We start from the raw sequence: 18272 nt of genomic DNA, 5'->3' as shown, positions 1-18272 counted from the left end.
CTGAAATATCGGCGGATTGTATGTCCGTATGCGATTGCCCTGCTCGACCGCACCGAGCGTCCTCACCCGACGGACAGGATGCGCAACCCGTCCGGCCCGGCATCGACCGTCAGCGCCCGGTAATCCGGAATCGTCGCGTGCGTCGTCTCGATTGGCGCGTGGTGGGTCGCGGTGACCACCACGACGCTGGCGCCCGCCGCCTCGCCGGCCTGGATGCCGGCTGGCGCGTCCTCGAAGACGAGGCAATCCGAGGCCGCCACGCCCAGGCGCTCGGCACCCAGCAGGAAACAATCCGGCGCGGGCTTGCCCCGGGCGATATCTTCGGCGGCGATCAGCAGGGTCGGGACCGGCATGGTGGCGGCGTCCAGGCGGCGCAGGGCGAGCGCCCTCGGCGCCGAGGTCACGATCGCCCAGCGCTCCGGCGGCAGCGCGCGCAGGAACGCCCGGGCCCCCGGGATCTCGACGATGTCGCCGACATCGTCGATCTCGGCCCGGGTGATCGCCGCGGCCTCGGCCTCCGGGTCGACCCCGGGCAGGCCGAGCCGGCGGATCGTGTCCACCGAGCGGACCCCGTGAATGGTCGGCAGAAAGGTCGCCACGTCGAGGCCGTGGCCCTGCGCCCAACGCGTCCAGGCGCGCTCGGCGGAGGCGATCGAGCTGATGATCGTGCCGTCCATGTCGAACAGGAAGGCGGCGAAGCGGCGCGTCGGCGGGATTCGGGGCAGGATTTGAGATGTCATGCCCGGAGGGCTACGCGGACCCGGGCGGGCGGACAACCGCGCCGCACGCACGGCCGCCGTCCGTCCGGTCATCGCCAGCCGGCGTCAGGTGTCCGAGGTCTCGGAGCCCGGCGCCTGACGGTTGGCCGCGTGGTCCTGGTATTGGTCGGTCTGGACCGCCTTGCTGTCGAGCCCGCGCTCGTCGCTGTGGCGGGACTTGTCCCGGTTGCTCAGGACATCGTTCTCGCCCAGCACGCCGTCCGGAAGCTCGGTCATGCCGCCGGTGCCCGAGCTCTTGCCCTGACCGCCCGGTCCCATGTGGTGCTTGTCGGCCTTCGCCATGTCACGCTCCTCATCATCCAGGTGGTGTGGACGCCGGGAGATGGAGTCCGGGATCGGCGCGACAAGGCGGCCGGGTGCAGACGCCGTGGCCGCAGGGGCGAGCGCTTCACGGGCCGACGCCGATGGTGTAGCGCGGATACAACCCTGGACCGGATCCGGTCCGTACGCGCGAAAACCGTATCAGAGCCATGCCGAGCCGCATCTACGCCACCTTCGCCCGGGCCCGCGCGGAGAACCGGGCCGTCCTCGTCACCTACGTGATGGCGGGCGATCCCGATCCGGAGACCTCCCTGGAGGTCCTGAAGGCGCTGCCCGGCGCCGGCGCCGACATCCTGGAGTTCGGCCTGCCGTTCACCGACCCGATGGCCGACGGCCCGGCGATCCAGGCCGCGGGCCTGCGCGCCCTCAAGGCCGGCCAGGGTGTCGCCGGCACGCTCGACCTCGTGCGCCGCTTCCGGGCGGAGAACGACGGCACGCCGATCGTGCTGATGGGCTACTTCAACCCGATCCACACCTACGGGGTCGAGCGGTTCCTCGACGACGCGGTGGCGGCCGGTGTCGACGGGCTGATCGTGGTCGACCTGCCGCCGGAGGAGGATACCGAGCTGTGCCTGCCGGCTTTGGCCAAGGGGCTCGCCTTCATCCGGCTCGCCACGCCGACCACCGACGAGCGCCGCCTGCCGGCCGTCCTCGCGAACACCGCGGGCTTCGTCTACTACGTGTCGATCACCGGGATCACCGGCACGGCGACGCCGGATTTTGGCAAGGTCTCGGAGGCGGTCGCCCGCATTCGCCGCCACACCGACCTGCCCGTGGTGGTGGGGTTCGGGGTGAAGACCGGCGCCCACGCGACGGCGATCGCCAAGGGTGCCGACGGCGTCGTGGTCGGCTCGGCGCTGGTGGACACCCTGGTCCGCGGGCTGGATTCCGAGGGCCGGCCGCAAGCCGGCACCGTCCCCGCGGTGGCGGCCCTGGTCCGCGAACTCGCGGCCGGCGTGCGCGCGGGCGGCGCGGACCGGGCGGCCTGAACCCCGGATCACCGCGCGCCCTGGCGGCGGCGAACACGGCACCTGATATCAGCGCGAGCTTGAAGCGAACGGACGCGAGTCGATGGTCGAACCGATGAACTGGATCTCGGAGGTCGTGCGCCCCCGGATCAAGACCCTGTTCAAGCGCGAGACGCCGGAGAACCTCTGGGTCAAGTGCCCGGATACCGGCCAGATGGTGTTCCACAAGGAGGTGGAGGCCAATCACTGGGTGATCCCCGGCTCCGAGCATCACCTCAAGATGAGCGCCGCCGCGCGCCTCAAGATGATGTTCGACGAGGGCACCTGGATCGACGTGGCGCTCCCCGAGGTCGCCGTCGACCCGCTCAAGTTCCGCGACGAGAAGCGCTACGTCGACCGCCTCAAGGAGGCTCGCGCAAAGACCGGCCTGCAGGACGCGTTCAAGATCGGCTTCGGCCGGGTCGGCGGCCTGCCCATGACGCTGGCGGCACAGGAATTCGGCTTCATGGCCGGCTCGCTGGGCATGGCGGCCGGCGAGGCCTTCGTCCGCGGCGCCGAGACCGCCCTGGAGAAGCGCACCCCCTACGTGCTGTTCTCGGCCTCCGGCGGGGCGCGCATGCAGGAGGGCATCCTGTCGCTGATGCAGATGCCCCGGACAACCGTGGCGGTGCGCCGGCTGAACGCCGCGCGCCTGCCCTACATCGTGGTGCTGACCAACCCGACCACCGGCGGCGTCACCGCCTCTTACGCCATGCTGGGCGACGTGCACCTGGCCGAGCCGGGAGCGCTGATCTGCTTCGCCGGCCCCCGGGTGATCGAGCAGACCATCCGGGAAAAGCTGCCGGACGGCTTCCAGCGGGCCGAGTACCTGCGCGAGCACGGCATGGTCGACCAAGTGGTCCACCGGCACGCCCTCAAGGAGACGATCGCACGGATCTGCGGCCTGCTGACCAACGCCGCGACGCCCGAGACGCCGGTCGTCCCCGCCCAGGCGGCGGCTTAGGCCACGCCATGGCCTCCTCCGATGCCCTCATGGCGCGATTCCTCGCGCTCCATCCGCGCACCATCGACCTGTCGCTGGGGCGGATCGAGCGCTTGCTGGCCCGGCTGAACCACCCGGAGCGGCGCCTGCCGCCGGTGATCCACGTCGCCGGGACCAACGGCAAGGGCTCGACCATCGCGTTCATGCGGGCGATCCTGGAGGCCGGGAGCCTGGCGGCCCACGTCTACACCTCGCCGCACCTCGTGCGGTTCCACGAGCGGATCCGGCTCGGCGGCATCGGCGGCGGCCAGTTCGTGGACGAGGATCGGCTGGCCGACGCGTTCTCGCGTTGCGAGGCCGCCAACGACGGCCAACCGATCACCATGTTCGAGATCACCACGGCGGCGGCCTTGCTGCTGTTCTCCGAGAGCCCGGCCGACGTGCTGCTGCTCGAGGTCGGGCTGGGCGGCCGGCTCGACGCCACCAACGTCATCGCCCAGCCGGCCTGCGCGGTCGTCACGCCGATCGGGCGCGACCATGCCGAGTATCTCGGCGACACGGTCGAATCCGTGGCGGCCGAGAAAGCCGGGATCTTCAAGCGCGGCTGCCCGGCGGTGATCGCGGCGCAGGATTATGCCGAGGCGGACGCCGTGCTCTGCCGGCACGCCGAAGCCGTGGGCGCGACCCCGATCCGGGTCGGCAACCAGGATTTCTCCGCGCACGACGAGCGCGGCCGCATGGTCTACCAGGACGAGACCGACCTGTTCGACCTGCCCCGGCCGCGGCTCGCCGGGCGACACCAACTGGTGAACGCCGCCACTGCGATCACGGCTCTGCGGGCCGCTGGATTCGGCGATATCGGCAACGCCGCGCTGGAGCGGGGCCTCACGGAGGTCGATTGGCCCGGCCGGCTGCAGCGACTCGGCCGTGGGCGCCTCGCCGCACAGCTCGAGCCCGGCGCGGAGCTGTGGCTCGACGGCGGTCACAACATCGACGGCGGCCGGATCCTCGCCGCCGCCATGGCCGATCTCGGCGAACGCAGCGACGTGCCGCTGGTACTGATCGTCGGCTTGCTGAGCACCAAGGACGCCGACGGCTTCCTGCGCAACTTCGTCGGGCTGGCCCGGGCGCTCATCGCGGTCCCGATCACCACCTCGTTGGCGGCACGGCCGGCCGAGGAGGTGGCACGCATCGGCGAGGCGGTCGGTCTCTCGACCCGGACCGCCCCGAGCGTCGAGGCCGCCCTCGGTCAGGTGAAAGACATCGCCTTCGAGCAGCCGCCGCGGATCCTGATCTGCGGCTCGCTGTACTTGGCCGGACTTGTGCTCGCCGCCAACGACACGCCCCCCGTCTGATTCGGCGCGCGCCTTTGTCTTGAGCGCTGGCTTTTCTCGGCGTTTCGGTTAGTGGCCCGGCAAGCGCCGTCGATTCGCCGCATTCGGAGGCGCGAATTGCCTCCAACGGCTACGCTTTCACCCTGCTGTGGCAGCTTAGCTACATCCTCGTCAGGACCAATCGCCTAGCTTTGGCGTCGATCGGGCTTGTGCTGGGGATCACAGTAATGAAGACGCTTCTCACCTCTCTGGCGGCGTTCACCGCGCTGACCGCGGCGGCCACCGCCGCCGACCTGCCGCGCCGCGCTCCGCCGCCGGTGTTCACCCCCGTTCCGGTGTTCACCTGGACTGGCTTCTACTTCGGTATCAACGCTGGCTACGGCTTCGATGCCAGCAGCAGCGACAGCAACCGCGGCTTCGTCCAGACCGCCGGGAGCCCGGCCGTCCAGACCGCCGGTGGCCTTGTGCCGTACCGCGCCCTGGCGCCGCTCGGCTCCTCGCTGATCTACAACCGCAACAACCGCGAAGGTTTCTCGGGCGGTGGTCAGATCGGCTACAACTATCAGTTCACCCCGGGCTCGGGTATCGTGATCGGCTTCGAGGCCGACGCCCAGTACCTCGATTTCGGTGGCCGTCCGCGCTACGCCACGAACGCCGGCGCCATCAACCCGTCCTTCGTTCCGGTCAACGGCACGCTGAACACGCTGGACTTCTTCGGCACCGTGCGCGGCCGCCTCGGCTACGCCTTCGACAAGACCCTCGTGTACGCCACCGGCGGCTTCGCCTACGCCACCGGCACCGATGACGGCGCCCGCGTCGGCCTGCAGAACTTCGCCGGCCGTCGGGACGACTTCAAGACCGGCTACACCGTCGGCGGCGGCGCCGAGTTCGCGCTCCCCACCGATTCGTTCCTGAACTTCTTCCGGTCCTCGGCCGTGACGTTCAAGGTCGAAGGTCTGTACGTGAGCCTCGACCGCAACCGCACCGGCCTGCCGCTGGTCGGTGCTGCCGTCACCGGCGCTGGCGTCCTGCCGGTCTACTCCGTTGCCACGTCCAGCCGGAACACGAACGACTTCGCCGTCGTCCGCGCCGGTCTGAACTACAAGTTCGGCTCGTACTAAGACCGAGCGCATGGTCCCGGGCGCAAAGCCCGGGACTTGAAAACGGGTCTCGAAACGGAGAAAGCCCGGCCTCTCGGCCGGGCTTTCTTTTTGACGTGACACCCGAAAATGTCAGTCGCTTACGCGACCTGCGCGCCGATCCAGCGGGAGAGGTCGCCCTTCGGGGCAGCGCCGACCTTCTGGTCGACCCGCTCGCCGTTCTTGAACAGCAGCAGCGTCGGGATCGAGCGGATGCCGTACTGGGCGGCGATCTGCGGGTTCTCGTCGACGTTGACCTTGGCGATCTTCACCTTGCCCTGGAGATCGGTGGCGATCTCTTCGAGCGCCGGGCCGATCTGGCGGCAGGGGCCGCACCATTCCGCCCAGAAATCGACCACGACGGGCTCGGCGGACTTGAGAACGTCCTGCTCGAAGCTCGCGTCGGTTACTTTGACCGTCGCCATAACGTCACCTTTCAGAACCGGCCGCCGATCGGGCGGCCTCGGACGGGCAGGGGCCCGCGCGGTTCGCTCAGACTTGGCGACGGGCCGCCGCGCGGTCAAGAAGCCGCGCAGGCCGCACGGCGCGGCGGCACGGGAGGCGCGTCACGATGTGCGCTGGCGCATGCGGGACCGGGGGGCTGAGAGAACGCCCTTTCGGAAAAGACCGTCGCGGTGCGGTTTTTTTCCCGAGCGGACGCTTTTCGCGGTCCCCCCAAAAACATCGTTTCGAACGTCGGCCGCTGGATGTCCGAAAACGACTATGCGCGATCCCGGAGAAGCGACTCAGTCAACCACACCGGACTGAGATCGCGCGTCGCCCTGGCTTGCCGCGCTGCGGCTCCAATCACGGCGTGCGCCGGGAGACCGGATTGATTCGATCGGGCGCCATCGGTCCCGGGCGCAGCCGTCCCGACTCGGACATGCGGAAGTCAGCCCTCGATTCCGGCTTGGTCCAGCGCCGACCGGATATCGGCTGCGCTCAGCGTCCGGATCACCGGACCCGACGTCCAGATCAGCATCGGCCGAATCGTCCGGTCCGGATAAATCTCGCCGAGCAGGTGCGCGTAGAGCGCGATCTGTCCGGCTTCCGTAGGCGGTAGCGGTGCATCCTCGGGCGGTGGGCGGCCGGTCTTGAAGTCGGCGATCCGGATCGTGTCGGCCGCGACGGAGAGGCGGTCGACGCGGCCCTGCACCACCCGTTCGCCGCCGCCGGCCATGACGCGGCCGGACAGGTTCACCTCCGCTCGGGCGTCGGCTGCGAACAGGGGGGCGAGGTCCGGATCGTCGATGATCCGCATCACCGACCGGACGATGCCCGAGGTTGCAGGCCGCGGCAGGCCGGGGGCGCGGGCTCGCACGAAGGCGAGGCCGGCCGCCTCACGGCGTCCGGGCTCGACCCGGGGCAGGTGCTGCAGCAGGGAATGGATCAGGATGCCCCGATGCCGCGCCTGGGCGTCCGCGAGGCGCGGCGGGGGCACCCGGGTGCCGTCGGCCGCCTGCAGGGCGCCGGACGGGTTGAGGACCGGGATCTCTGGTTCCGGCGGCACGGGGCTGCGCAGCCAATCCGGCTCCGGCTTCGTCATCGCGATCGGCGACGGCGTCTCCGGCGGACGGTGCTGCGTCTCGACGCCGTCCTGCCAGAGCGTTGCGGGTCCGTAGGGCAGCTCCAGGGCCTGCCCGGTGCCGAGGGCGGCTTCCAGCCCGGCCCGGACCATCCGGCACCAGGCGGCCTCGCTCTCGCGCTCGTGGCCCCGGAACGGCGCTACGATCAGCCGGTCGGCGGCCCGGGTCATCGCCACGTAGAGCAGGCGGTTGTGCTCCTGCCGCGCCCGGGCGAGCAGGGCCGCGCGGGCCTCGCCGGTGGCGGCGCAATCCTGCGTCTTCCCGCTGGACCAGACCGGCGGCAGCATCGCGCGGCCGGCCGGAAGCGGCAGCAGCGGCGGGTCGTTGCGCCCGAGCGGCTCGCAGCCGTCGATCACCACGACGACTGGCGCCTCCAAGCCCTTGGCTCCGTGCACGGTCATCACCCGGACCTCGTCGCGGCCCGATTCCATATCGCGCTTGACCGTGTGGCCGGCCTCGGCACCCACGTAGCGGGCCAGGAAGCCGCCGAGCGAGGGCGCGTCCTCGCCGGTCTCGGCCTGGGCGGCGGCGGCCAGGAAGACGTCGATGGCGTCACCGGCCTCGCCCCCGAGCCGGGCGACCAGCTTGGCCCGCCCGCCCTGCGGCCCGAGCAGCCGCGCGTAGAAGCCGAACGGGCCGTGCAGACCCGCCAGGGCGATCCAGTCCGAGAGCGCGGCGAGCCCGCGGATCGCCGCGGCATCCCCAGCCTCGGCGTGCCGGTGCAGGGAATCCTCGAGGGTCTCGGACAGGTCCCGGCGTGCGGCGAGCCGGACCAGATCCTCGTCGGTGAGGCCGACCAGCGGCGTCTTGAGCGCGGTGGCGAGCGTCAAATCGTCGGCCGGCAGCAGGCCGGCCCGTCCGGCGGCCACGAGGTCGGCCACCGCGATATGGGCCGAGACCTCCAGCCGATCCTGGCCGGCGACAGGGACGCCGAGGCCCTTCAGGGACCGGATCACCTCCTCGAAGGCCGGGCCGCGCTTGCGGACCAGGACCAGCACGTCGCCGGGCCGCCAGACCCGGCCGGTGGCGTCGCCCTGCATCGTCCAGGTGCGCACCGCCTGCGCGACACGCCGTGCGGTGACGATCGCCGGGGCGCTGGTCTCGGGCGCGTCCACGGGCGCCGTCCAGGCATCCGGCTCCGGGGCGGGCTCTGGCTCGGCGATCGGCCACAACTCGACGGCCCCGGGGGCGCCCGGCCGGGCGCTGGCATGAACGGTCCGACGGGCCACGTCTTCGAACGACAGGCCCTCGTTGTGCGCGTCGAGGGCGAATACCGCATCGACCGCCTGGAGCACCATCCCGGTCGAGCGGAACGACAGGGTCAGCGGCACGTCCTCGAACGTCAGGCCGGCCGCCCGCGATTCCTGGATCCAGGCCGCCCTGGTGAGCGCGAATTCCCGTGGCTCGGCACCCTGGAAGCCGTAGATCGACTGTTTCGGGTCGCCCACCGCGAACCGGGTCCGGGTCCCGGCCCGGGCGCCCTCGCCGGCGGCGAATTCCTGGGTGATCGCCCGCAGGATCTCCCACTGCTCCGGGTTGGTATCTTGCGCCTCGTCGACCAGCACGTGGTCGATGCCGCGGTCGAGCTTGTACAGCACCCAGCCGGCCCCGACCCGGGCCAGCAGGTCCAGGGCCTTGTGGATCAGGTCGTCGAAATCGAGCGCGCCGAGCCGGGCCTTCTGGGCCTCGACCCGGCGGTGGATCTCGGCGGCGAGCTGGAACAGGGCCTGGGTGCGGGCATGCGCCCGCGCGGCGCGCAAGCGATCGAACAGCGGTTCCAGCCGGTCGCGCTCGGCGATCAGGCTCGCCTTCACGTCGGGTGGGACACCCTTTGTGCCGAGGCTGGTGTCGGCCTTGGGCTCGTCCTTCTGGGTGAAGAACACCCCACGGTAGAGATCGAGCGCCTCGGACCGGTCCGGCAGATCCTCGGATCGCGCCCGCTCGGCCTCGGCCCCCGCCAGGGCGTCGGCGAGCTTCTCGTCGTTGGCCTTGCCGGTGCGCAATCCCGTGATCAGCGCCGGCCGGTCCTCGGGTCTGCAGCCCGGGCCGCCGTCCAGGATCGTGGCCTCGACAGCCTCCGCGTTCTCTTCGTCGGCTAGCCCGAGTGCCCCGTGCAGGTCTGCGAAGGAACGGTCCATAAGGGCGCGGTCGCCGATCAGACTTCGCGCACGCAACGCCGAGCGGATCGCCGCCCGCAGGGTGTCGCCCGTCGCCTCCGGGGTGACCCGCGCCAGCGCCTCACTGAGCGGCGTGTCGCCATTCGACACCGCATCGGCCAGCACGTTGGCCATCTCGATGTCGAAGATTTCCCGGGCCTTGGTCTCGTCGAGCACCACGAACCGCGCCGGAACGTTCGCCTCGAACGGGAACATGTGCAGCAGCCGTTCGCACAGGGCGTGCAACGTCTCGATCTTCAGGCCCCCCGGCGTCTCCACCGCCCGGGCGAACAGCCGCCGCGCCATGCGCAGGCGCTCGGCGTCGGCGCGCTCGCCGGTCAGCGCCACGAGCTCCGCCGCCAGCGCGGCATCGTCGAGCGTCACCCAGCGGCCGAGCAGGCGGAACACCCGGATCGCCATGTTGGCGGCCGCCGCCTTGGTGAAGGTCAGACACAGGATCCGGCCCGGGGGCGCCCCATCGAGGAGCAGCCGCACGACGCGGTCGGTGAGCACCTTGGTCTTGCCCGCACCGGCATTGGCCGACACCCAGGCCGAGGCGCGGGGATCGGCCGCCCGGCGCTGGTTGGCCTGGGTCAGGTCGTCGACGACGAAGGGTCTGGACGCGGGTACGCTGCTCAAGGTCTCGTCCGGGTCGGCTGGCGGACCTCTCTACAACAGAAACGCCGCCGCGGGCCGAGCAAGGCGTCACACCGGGCGTTGCGGGATTGCCCCCGGCGCAGCCGCGCCGCATGGATGCAGCCACCCGCCACGCGACACCGAAAACGCCCGTGACCCAGCCGACATCCGAGCCGGCGCGCCCGCCGATCCGCTTCCGCGGCCGCTCCTTCATGGCCACCGTGCTCGCCCCCGTGCCGCCCGTGGCCGAGTGGCTCGGCGACCTCGACGCCCTGAACCGCCGCGCGCCCAACTTCTTCGCCGGCCGGCCGGTGATCCTCGACCTCGCCGGTCTGCGACTCACCCGCGAGGATCTCGACGGCCTGCTCGCCGAACTCGCCGTCCGCCGGATCGCGATCCTGGGCATCGAGGGCGCGCCGCCCGTGATCCTCACCCCCGAACTGCCGCCGGCGCTCTCGGGCGGCCGCCCGGCCGGCGAGGTCGCCACCCCGGGTGAGGATGCGCCCGCCGAGCCGGCCGCCAAGGAGATCGCCCGGTCGCTGATCCTGGATGCGCCGGTGCGCTCGGGCCAGACCGTGCTGCATCTCGAAGGCGACGTGACTGTGCTCGGCGCCGTGGCCTCGGGGGCCGAGGTAATCGCGGGCGGGTCGATCCACGTCTACGGTGCCCTGCGCGGCCGCGCGGTCGCGGGCGCCGCCGGCAATCCCGGCGCTCGGATCTGGTGCCGTCGATTCGAGCCGGAACTGGTGGCGATCGACGGCCTCTACCGCGCCGCCGACGACCTCGACCCGACCTTCCAGGGGCAGGCCGTGGAGGTGCGGCTCGTGGAGGACGCGATCAAGCTCAGTCTTTTCGAGCGCGGGTAAGGAAGCGACTTACCATCTTCCCGGGCGCCCGCCCGACGAACGGTCGGAATCCATTTCCCCGCCGGATGGTCTGACGCCGGACTATGCGAAGATTTGACGGTTCGATCGCAAACGCGAGGCCTGAAACAGCGCCGCGAGAAATACGTTTTCTTGTCGATGTTTAAAACGAACTAGCCGACCCCTCAGGCGCTCGCGTGCCGACGGGCGGGACGCAAACGCTGAGGTGCGGATTGTCCCCGATGACGGGGTCCAAGGACCGCACAGATCCGCCGATACCAGGATCCCGGCAGAATTTGCCGACCGGATCCAAAACTTAACCCTTCGGTAACCATGCCAGCCGTCAATGGTCCGGTAAGGACTCTTAACGGGCCGACATGAGCGAAACCCTCCCCGAGCCGATCGACGACCCGCAGACCGCCCCCGCGGCGGCTCCTGCGCCCCGGCCGCTCAGCCTTCGCGGGCGGGCGTTCAAGGGCCTCGCCCTCACCCCCGAGCCGCCGCTTCCCGAGTGGCTTGCGGGCCTCGACGCGGCGCTGAAGCGCTCGCCAACCCTGCTGAAAGGCCGGGCCGTCATCCTGGATTGCGCCCAGTTCAAGCCTGAGCCGGACGCGCTCGAAACGTTAATGAACGAACTCAAGGCCCGTGGCATCACGGTTCTGGGGATCGAGGGGATCGACGCCGTCGCTGCTGGATTCCCACCGCTGCTGGTGCAGGGGCGTCCGTCGGACACGGTCGAGATGCCGGCGGCGCCCGCCGAGCCGGAGCCGCAGGTGGTCACCTCGATCACCGTCGAAGGCTCGGTCCGCTCCGGTCAGAGCGTGATCAACCCGACCGGCGACGTAACCGTGATGGGGTCGGTCTCCTCGGGGGCCGAGATCCTCGCCGGCGGGTCGATCCACGTCTACGGCGCTCTGCGCGGTCGCGCGATCGCCGGTGCCGCGCGCAACCCGCGCGCACGAATCTACTGCCGCAAGTTCGAGCCCGAGTTGCTGGGGATCGACCGCCTTGTGCGGACGGCGGAGGACATGGGCACGGCCCTGCGCGGCAAGGCCGCTCAGGTCTGGCTCGATGGCGGCAACATCCGAATGGCAAGCCTGGATTAATCCAGTTCTGGATCAAGGGAGATCGACGCGTGGCAAAGGTTCTCGTCGTCACATCGGGCAAGGGCGGCGTCGGCAAGACGACGACGACCGCGGCCCTCGGAGCGGCCCTGGCACAGGGTGGACAGAGCGTGTGCGTCGTCGATTTCGACGTCGGCCTGCGCAACCTCGACCTGGTCATGGGTGCCGAGCGCCGGGTAGTCTATGACCTCATCAACGTCGTCAACGGCGACGCAAAGCTGCCGCAGGCCCTGATCAAGGACAAGCGGCTCGACACCCTGCACCTGCTGCCGGCCTCGCAGACCCGCGACAAGGACGCGCTCACCGATGCGGGCGTCGCCCGGGTGATGGAAGAGCTGCGTGACCGGTTCGACTGGGTGGTGTGCGACTCGCCCGCCGGCATCGAGCGCGGCGCCCAGCTCGCCATGCACCACGCCGACGTGGCCGTGGTGGTGACCAATCCCGAGGTCTCCTCGGTGCGCGACTCCGATCGGATCATCGGGCTGCTCGATTCCAAGACCGCCAAGGCGGAGAAGGGCGAGGAGATGGAGAAGCACCTCATCCTCACCCGCTACGACCCAATGCGGGCCGACCGCGGCGACATGCTCAAGACCGAGGACGTGCTCGACATCCTGTCGATCCCGCTGCTCGCAATCATCCCCGAGAGCCAGGAAGTGCTGCGCGCTTCGAACCTCGGCTGCCCGGTCACCCTCAACAACCCCCTCTGTGCCCCGGCGCGGGCCTACGCCGATGCGGCGCGCCGGCTGAAGGGCGAGGACGTGCCGATGAGCATGCCGACCGAGCGGAAGTCGTTCCTCGACAAGCTGTTCATGCGGAGGGCGGCATGAGCATCCTCGGCATCTTCCAGAAGCGCAATTCCGGCGCGGTCGCCCGCGACCGCCTGCAACTGATCCTCGCCCACGAGCGCGCCGAGTCGGGTCGCCCCGACCTGGTGATCCAGCTCCGCGAGGAGATCCTGGCGGTGATCGCCAACCACGTCTCGGTCGAGCCGGACAAGGTGAAGGTCACCCTGGAGCGCGGCGAGGGCGTCTCGACGCTGGGCCTCGACATCGAGCTTCCGCTCGGTGCCTCGGCCAAGCTCGATGCGAAGCTGGCGGCCAAGCTCGCCGAGGTCGCGGCCAACAAAGTCGGGCGCAAACCCGCCGCCAAGAAGGCCGCTTGAGCCGGGCCGGGATCGTCACCGCCTGCACGAACCTGCGCAAGCCGCGCCCGCGAAGCCGGGCGCGGCTTCGTCATGTCGATCTCGACCACGCGTGGTTGCGCCCCATCTCGCTTCGGCGGCGATAGGCCGTCGATCGCGTCGGGAGAATGGACCGTGCCGAGCGCCACCACGGATGACGGGATCCGCCTCCATTACGAGGAGAGCGGACGCGGTACGCCGCTGATCTTCGTGCACGAGTTCGCGGGGGACCACCGCAGCTACGAGGCGCAGCTTCGCCATTTTAGCCGACGCTATCGCGCCATCGCGTTCAACGCCCGGGGTTACCCGCCGTCCGACGTTCCGGACGCCGTCTCGGCCTATTCGCAGGCCCGCGCCGCCGACGACATCCTGGCGATCCTCGATCATATCGGCGCTGCGCGCGCCCACGTGGCCGGAATCTCGATGGGCGCCTTCGCGACCCTGCACTTCGGGCTGCGCCATCCCCACCGCGCCCTGTCCCTGTGCCTCGGCGGCTGCGGCTACGGCGCGGAACCCGACCGGCAGGACCTGTTTCGCGCCGAGGCCGAGGCAACCGCGACGATCCTGCGGCGGGATGGCATGGAGGCTTTCGCCGAGCGCTATGCCTACGGGCCGACCCGGGTCCAGTTCGAGACCAAGGATCCCCGCGGGCACGCCGAATTCAAGCGCATGCTGGCCGAGCATTCGGCGACCGGATCGGCCAACACCCAGGCGGGTGTGCAGAAGGGACGACCGTCATTGTACGACCTGCAGAATGCGCTGGCGCAGATCGCCGTGCCGACTCTGATCGTTTCCGGCGATGAGGACTGGCCCTGCCTCGCTCCGAGCCTGATGCTGAAACAGGTCATCCCGTCGGCCGCGCTGGCGATCCTGCCCAATACCGGCCACGCGCTCAGCGTCGAGGAGCCCGACGCCTACAACCGCCTGCTGGGTGAGTTCCTGGCTCAGGTCGAGGCCGGGCGCTGGCCGCTGCGGGATCCGCGGGCGATCTCGACCACCATCACGGGTATCAAGGGCTGACCGGCTCCCGCGGGATGAGCCGGAACTTCGCGAAGCGCTGAGGCTGCGTGGTGACCACGGCGTGGGGCAGGATCGGTTCCCGGTCCTCCAGTTCGAGCCGGAACCGGGCCAGCAGCCGTGCCAGCGACAGCACCGTCTCGATCAGCGCGAATTGGGCGCCGATGCAGACGCGCGGGCCGGCTCCGAAGGGCAGGTAGGAGAACCGCGCCGGCGGCTTCGCGTCGGGCAGGAAGCGTCCGGGGTCGAACGCTTCCGGGTCCGACCAGAGCAACCGGTGCCGGTGAAGCACCCAGGGGCTGACCATCACGATGTCGCTCTTCCTGACCGGATGGCCGGCGAGGGTGTCCGGGCCGAGCGCCCGCCGCACGATCACGAACGCCGCCGGGTACAGACGCAGGGTCTCGTCCACCGTCGCCCGGATCAGTGGCAGGCGCCCGTCGCTCTGGCAGCCGGTCGGACTGCTGAGGTCGGCGGCCCGCGCCTCGGCGGCAAGCCGCTCCTGCAGTTCGGGGGCGAGCGCCAGCATGTAGGCGGCCCAGAACAGGGTGCCGGCCGTGGTCTCGTGGCCGGCCAGGATCATGGTTGCGACCTGGTCCCGCAATTCGGCCGCACTGAACGGCGCGCCGGTATCGGGGTTGCGGGCGGTGGCGAGCAGGTCGAGCAGGTCTCCGGAATGGCCCTCGTCCCGTGCCGCAGCCTGGCGGGCCGCGATGATACGGTCGAGGAACGGGATCCACCGTCGCCGGAACCGCCCCCGGGCCCAATCGAGCGGCACCGGCCAGCCGGGCGGGATCACGATGTCGAGGAGGTGCGGGCGGCCGATCTTGACGCTGTACTCGGCGATGAAGTCGCGCAGCTCCGGACCGTACCGGTCCATCCCGACCGAGAACATGCTCCGCCCGGCGATCTCGAGCGCCAGCCGATGGAAGGCTGCGAACAGGTCGATCGGACCCTCGGCCGCCTCGGAGACGATGCGATCCATCCCGTCGTTCACGGCAGCGGCGATGTGCGGCACGAGGCCATCGATCGCCCGGGGCGTGAATGCCGGCGCCAGTGTGCGGCGCTGGTGGCGCCAGGCCGAGCCTTCGCTGATCAGCAGGCCGTCGCCCAGGATCGGCCGCAGGATCCGCATCGTTCCGGTGGTGCGGGCGTAATTGGCCTGGTTCTCCACCAGGAAGTGCCGGATCGCCTCGGGGTCGTTCAGGACGTAGCTCGACCGCCCGAGCAGGCCGCGGCGGGTGATCGGCTCCTCGAACGCGCGCCGGGGGAAGCCTGCAAGGCCATTGTCGCGGATGGAGCGTAGATAGTCCGGAAGCGGAAGCTCGCGCTCCGCCAGGGCCGGGTGCGGCGGCACCAGGCGCGGAAGGCCGGCGAGGCTCGGATCCGTCCGGTCCGAAGTCGCGATCGCGTCCGATGATGGGGGCATGTCGGCCCATTCTGTGCCGGAGTCGCGCCGGACTGTAAACCGTCGGATCGCCCCGGTCGTGCGCCCCGGCACCGTCAGGCGCGACTCACTCGGCGGCGTTGCGCAGGCGGGACTCGTTCGGCCGAAGCTGCAATCGTGCTGGGAAGCGGGCCGCCTCGGCCTCGCTCGACAGGCTCGCCACGAGACTGCCATGGGGTAGCACCGCGCCCGTCACGTCGAGCAGCGTATCGACCCCACGCTCCAACTGCTCGCTCACCCGGTCCACCACCAGGATCTCCGGATCGCGCAGCAGCGCCCGTGCCAGGCCGATCCGGACACGCACCCGCTCGGTGAGCAGCTGGCCGCGATTGCCGACCTGCTTGTCGAGGCCACGCCGCTGGACCGGGCGCTCCAAGTCGAACTCGCGGAACACCGCCCGGGCCTCGCGCTGGATGATCGCCTCGCCGTGCATGCGCGCCGTGTCGATACGGCCGAACAGCAGGTTGTCGAGGACGGTGCTGCGCGGATTGATCCGGTTCGGGTCGTACGATTCGATGTCGCAGCCGTCGTGCCCGTGCATGAACGCCTGGACCACGCCCCGCGCCCCGACGATCCGGAGCAGGAGCGGCTGGTCGAGCAGGCCGAAGCGCATCCGCGGCTCGACGTAGGCGAGGGCGAGCGCCATGAACGCCACGCTGTCCGCCTCGTCCAGCCGGCCCTCCGCGGGCAAGCGGGCGAGCCGGCGCAGGTAATCGGGCAGGGCGTCCGGGGTGATCAGCGAGAAGCGCCGGAACAGCGGGTGACCGGGCGGCACGTCGGCGAAGATGTCCTTGAGGTTCTGGGCGATCGCCACGCCCATGCGGTCGAGTTCGTCCAGCAGCTTCACCCGCTCCAGCGCTTCGCGGAACAGGCGCACCCCCGCGAGCCGTCGCGGATCCGTCAGCGTCGGGTCGCGCGGAACCCCGAACATCAGGTTCTCGGCGACGGTCGCCTGCGCGTTGAAGCTGCCCCGCGAGAACGGGATCACGAGGTCCGCGAGCCCACTCTTGGCGAAATGCTCGCGCAGATGCTCCCGGGCGGCGATCATGCGGCGGCCTGCCGGCGTGTCGTGGACGACCGTGCTCAGGGCTCCGAGGCCGAATCGATAGAGGTCGTCGCCGAGATCCAGGCGGAACATCAGGTCGAGCAGGCGTTCGTCGAGTTCGCGGGCATCGCGGACGCCGAACCGGGCGTAGTCAATCCAGGGATCGTCGATGCTGTCCGCCGGATTGCCGGTCTTCACCGCCTCGTTGATCCGCGTCTTGCTGAGATCGATGCCGCGGGTCCGCAGCGGCTGGATTCGCAGCCCGTACAGCAGGTTGTCGCGCACCGTCCCGGGGAACAGGACGGGTTCGAGATCCGCGAAGGCGATACGGCGGGAGCGGACGGCCCGCGGGAGGGTCGACAGGTCGTGATCGCCGACCCGAACCGTGCCGCCGGGCGGGACGCGCAGCCCAGCGAGCACCCGAGCGAATTCCTGTGCGATCGGCCCCGGCGGCACCAGCGCGAGCCGAGACGGCAGATCGGCCTCGACGTCCGTGGTCTCGATCGGCAGCCCCCCCTGGGGATCCCGCAGCGCCAGCGCCTCCACGCGCAGCGGTCCGCCGAGGCGTGGCAGTGTCGCCCGCGAGTCCCGCTCCGCCGGCTGGAGGCGCTGCGGCCCGAAATGCGCCGCCACGGTCTCGTACTTCACCTCGACGTCGAGGCGCTGCTGATCCCAGTCGATCAGCTCCTTCAGGGGAGGTGGGAGATCGCGATAGGCGGCGAGCACCGCCACGAGCTGGCCGATATCGAGCTCGCCCTTGAGCGCGAACACGCCGCCGATTGCGTAGAACAGGAACGGCGTCACCTGCGCGAGCAGGTTGTTCAGGTACTTGACCGCAAATTTTCGCCGATAGATGCGCAGGCGCAGGTCGTAGAGGCTGTACAGCCGGCCGCCGATATCGGCCCGTTCCCAACGTCCGGTGTCGTTGAGCGTCACCGCCGGCAGGCCGTCGAGCACTTCGGCGACCCGGCCCGCGAGGTTGCGGGAGGCGATCTGGCGCTGGCGGCTCAGCAGGATGATCTGGCGCCGGAGGCGCGGGATCACGGTCATCTGCACCGCCACCATCCCGCCGGCCGCGAGGCCGAGCCAGATGTTCTGCATCATGATGAACGCCAGGGCGGTGGCTGCCTGGGTTCCCAGGAAGACCGGCACCACGATCGCGTCGCCGATGAACGAGCCGATCGGCTCGACCTCGTCCCGGATGATCGTCGCCGTCTCTGAGGATTTCACCTCCCGCTGCGCCTCGGGGGTAAAGCGCAGCATCAGGGAGAACAGCTGATAGCGCAGCCGGCGCAGCATCCGCTCGCCCAGAATACCCTTCTGCAGGTTGATCCAGAACTTGAAGGCGCCGTTGATCAGGACGAGCGTGAGGAACAGGGTCGAGAGGCCCAGCAGCAGCTCGAACCGGTCGAACTGGAAGCCCTCGAACAGCCGCGTCGTCCCGCCGCCCAGCAGGTCCGGCCAATCGATCGTGATCTCCAGGAAGGGTGCGGTCGCCTCGCCGTGCGCGAAGGCCTTGCCGGTGATGGCATCGTTGACGATGCGCTTGGGCAGATCGAGGGAGGCGAAGTAGAACGGCAGCGAGGCCAGGACCACCGCGCAGATCTTGAGCTGGTCGGCCTTCGAGTAGCGCCAGATATACGGGAAGAGCCGCGGCTCAAGCTCGCGCATCGGATCCGTCCGGTGAAAGCCCGT

Annotated in this window: 14 protein-coding genes and 1 pseudogene; 9 read left to right on the top strand and 6 right to left on the bottom strand. The window is 70.3% G+C overall.

What is annotated here, in order from left to right:
* Positions 1–62 precede the first annotated feature (62 nt).
* Together FV242_RS00995 and FV242_RS00990 are read right to left on the bottom strand one after the other, a co-directional pair.
* Positions 63–740: an HAD family hydrolase gene (locus FV242_RS00995; protein WP_147906782.1), complete on the bottom strand. Its 678-nt coding sequence runs from the start codon at positions 738–740 to the stop codon at positions 63–65.
* A gap of 129 nt (positions 741–869) precedes the next feature.
* Positions 870–1061, bottom strand: a pseudogene (locus tag FV242_RS00990) (hypothetical protein); the annotation flags it as partial.
* A gap of 188 nt (positions 1062–1249) precedes the next feature.
* Here FV242_RS00990 and trpA point away from each other — a divergent pair.
* From trpA to FV242_RS00970, 4 genes are all read left to right on the top strand, one after another.
* A complete protein-coding gene (gene trpA, locus FV242_RS00985; protein WP_147937607.1) occupies positions 1250–2089 on the top strand; it encodes a tryptophan synthase subunit alpha in 840 nt (279 codons plus the stop codon).
* An 82-nt stretch (positions 2090–2171) separates the two neighbouring features.
* Complete coding sequence (accD, locus tag FV242_RS00980; RefSeq protein ID WP_147906785.1) at positions 2172–3071, top strand: acetyl-CoA carboxylase, carboxyltransferase subunit beta; 900 nt, start codon at positions 2172–2174, stop codon at positions 3069–3071.
* A gap of 8 nt (positions 3072–3079) precedes the next feature.
* Positions 3080–4405 (top strand): folylpolyglutamate synthase/dihydrofolate synthase family protein, encoded by a 1326-nt coding sequence (locus FV242_RS00975; protein WP_147906786.1) that lies wholly within the window; start codon positions 3080–3082, stop codon positions 4403–4405.
* Positions 4406–4611: 206 nt separating this feature from the next.
* Positions 4612–5505, top strand: coding sequence for an outer membrane protein (locus FV242_RS00970; RefSeq protein WP_147937606.1), 894 nt, complete (start codon positions 4612–4614; stop codon positions 5503–5505).
* A 119-nt stretch (positions 5506–5624) separates the two neighbouring features.
* Here FV242_RS00970 and trxA read toward each other — a convergent pair whose 3' ends face one another.
* Both trxA and addA read right to left on the bottom strand, forming a co-directional pair.
* Positions 5625–5948, bottom strand: a complete 324-nt coding sequence (gene trxA / locus FV242_RS00965; RefSeq protein ID WP_007561219.1) for a thioredoxin — start codon at positions 5946–5948, stop codon at positions 5625–5627.
* 467 nt (positions 5949–6415) lie between these two features.
* A complete protein-coding gene (gene addA, locus FV242_RS00960) occupies positions 6416–9904 on the bottom strand; it encodes a double-strand break repair helicase AddA (protein ID WP_147937605.1) in 3489 nt (1162 codons plus the stop codon).
* A 209-nt stretch (positions 9905–10113) separates the two neighbouring features.
* Between addA and minC (FV242_RS00955) the strand changes: the two genes are divergently transcribed.
* From minC (FV242_RS00955) to FV242_RS00935, 5 genes are all read left to right on the top strand, one after another.
* A complete protein-coding gene (gene minC, locus FV242_RS00955) occupies positions 10114–10767 on the top strand; it encodes a septum site-determining protein MinC (protein WP_246692559.1) in 654 nt (217 codons plus the stop codon).
* A 374-nt stretch (positions 10768–11141) separates the two neighbouring features.
* Positions 11142–11870, top strand: coding sequence for a septum site-determining protein MinC (gene minC, locus FV242_RS00950; protein WP_147896683.1), 729 nt, complete (start codon positions 11142–11144; stop codon positions 11868–11870).
* 29 nt (positions 11871–11899) lie between these two features.
* On the top strand, positions 11900–12715 hold the full coding sequence (gene minD, locus FV242_RS00945; protein ID WP_147906791.1) for a septum site-determining protein MinD: 816 nt from the start codon (positions 11900–11902) through the stop codon (positions 12713–12715).
* Complete coding sequence (gene minE, locus FV242_RS00940; protein WP_007561229.1) at positions 12712–13050, top strand: cell division topological specificity factor MinE; 339 nt, start codon at positions 12712–12714, stop codon at positions 13048–13050. Before minD ends, minE begins: the two co-directional genes overlap by 4 nt.
* A gap of 153 nt (positions 13051–13203) precedes the next feature.
* Positions 13204–14088 (top strand): alpha/beta fold hydrolase, encoded by an 885-nt coding sequence (locus FV242_RS00935; RefSeq protein WP_147937603.1) that lies wholly within the window; start codon positions 13204–13206, stop codon positions 14086–14088.
* Here FV242_RS00935 and FV242_RS00930 read toward each other — a convergent pair.
* On the bottom strand, positions 14078–15514 hold the full coding sequence (locus FV242_RS00930) for a cytochrome P450 (RefSeq protein ID WP_147937602.1): 1437 nt from the start codon (positions 15512–15514) through the stop codon (positions 14078–14080). The two genes, FV242_RS00935 and FV242_RS00930, sit on opposite strands and share 11 nt — an antisense overlap.
* Before the next feature lie 85 nt (positions 15515–15599).
* Positions 15600–18248 carry an ABC transporter ATP-binding protein gene (locus FV242_RS00925; RefSeq protein ID WP_147937601.1) on the bottom strand — a complete coding sequence of 883 codons (2649 nt, stop codon included), beginning with the start codon at positions 18246–18248 and terminating at the stop codon, positions 15600–15602.
* Between the last annotated feature and the right edge of the window lie 24 nt (positions 18249–18272).

Source organism: Methylobacterium sp. WL64, assembly GCF_008039945.1.
Classification (GTDB): Bacteria; Pseudomonadota; Alphaproteobacteria; order Rhizobiales; family Beijerinckiaceae; genus Methylobacterium.
This window is presented reverse-complemented; position numbering and strand designations above follow the sequence as displayed.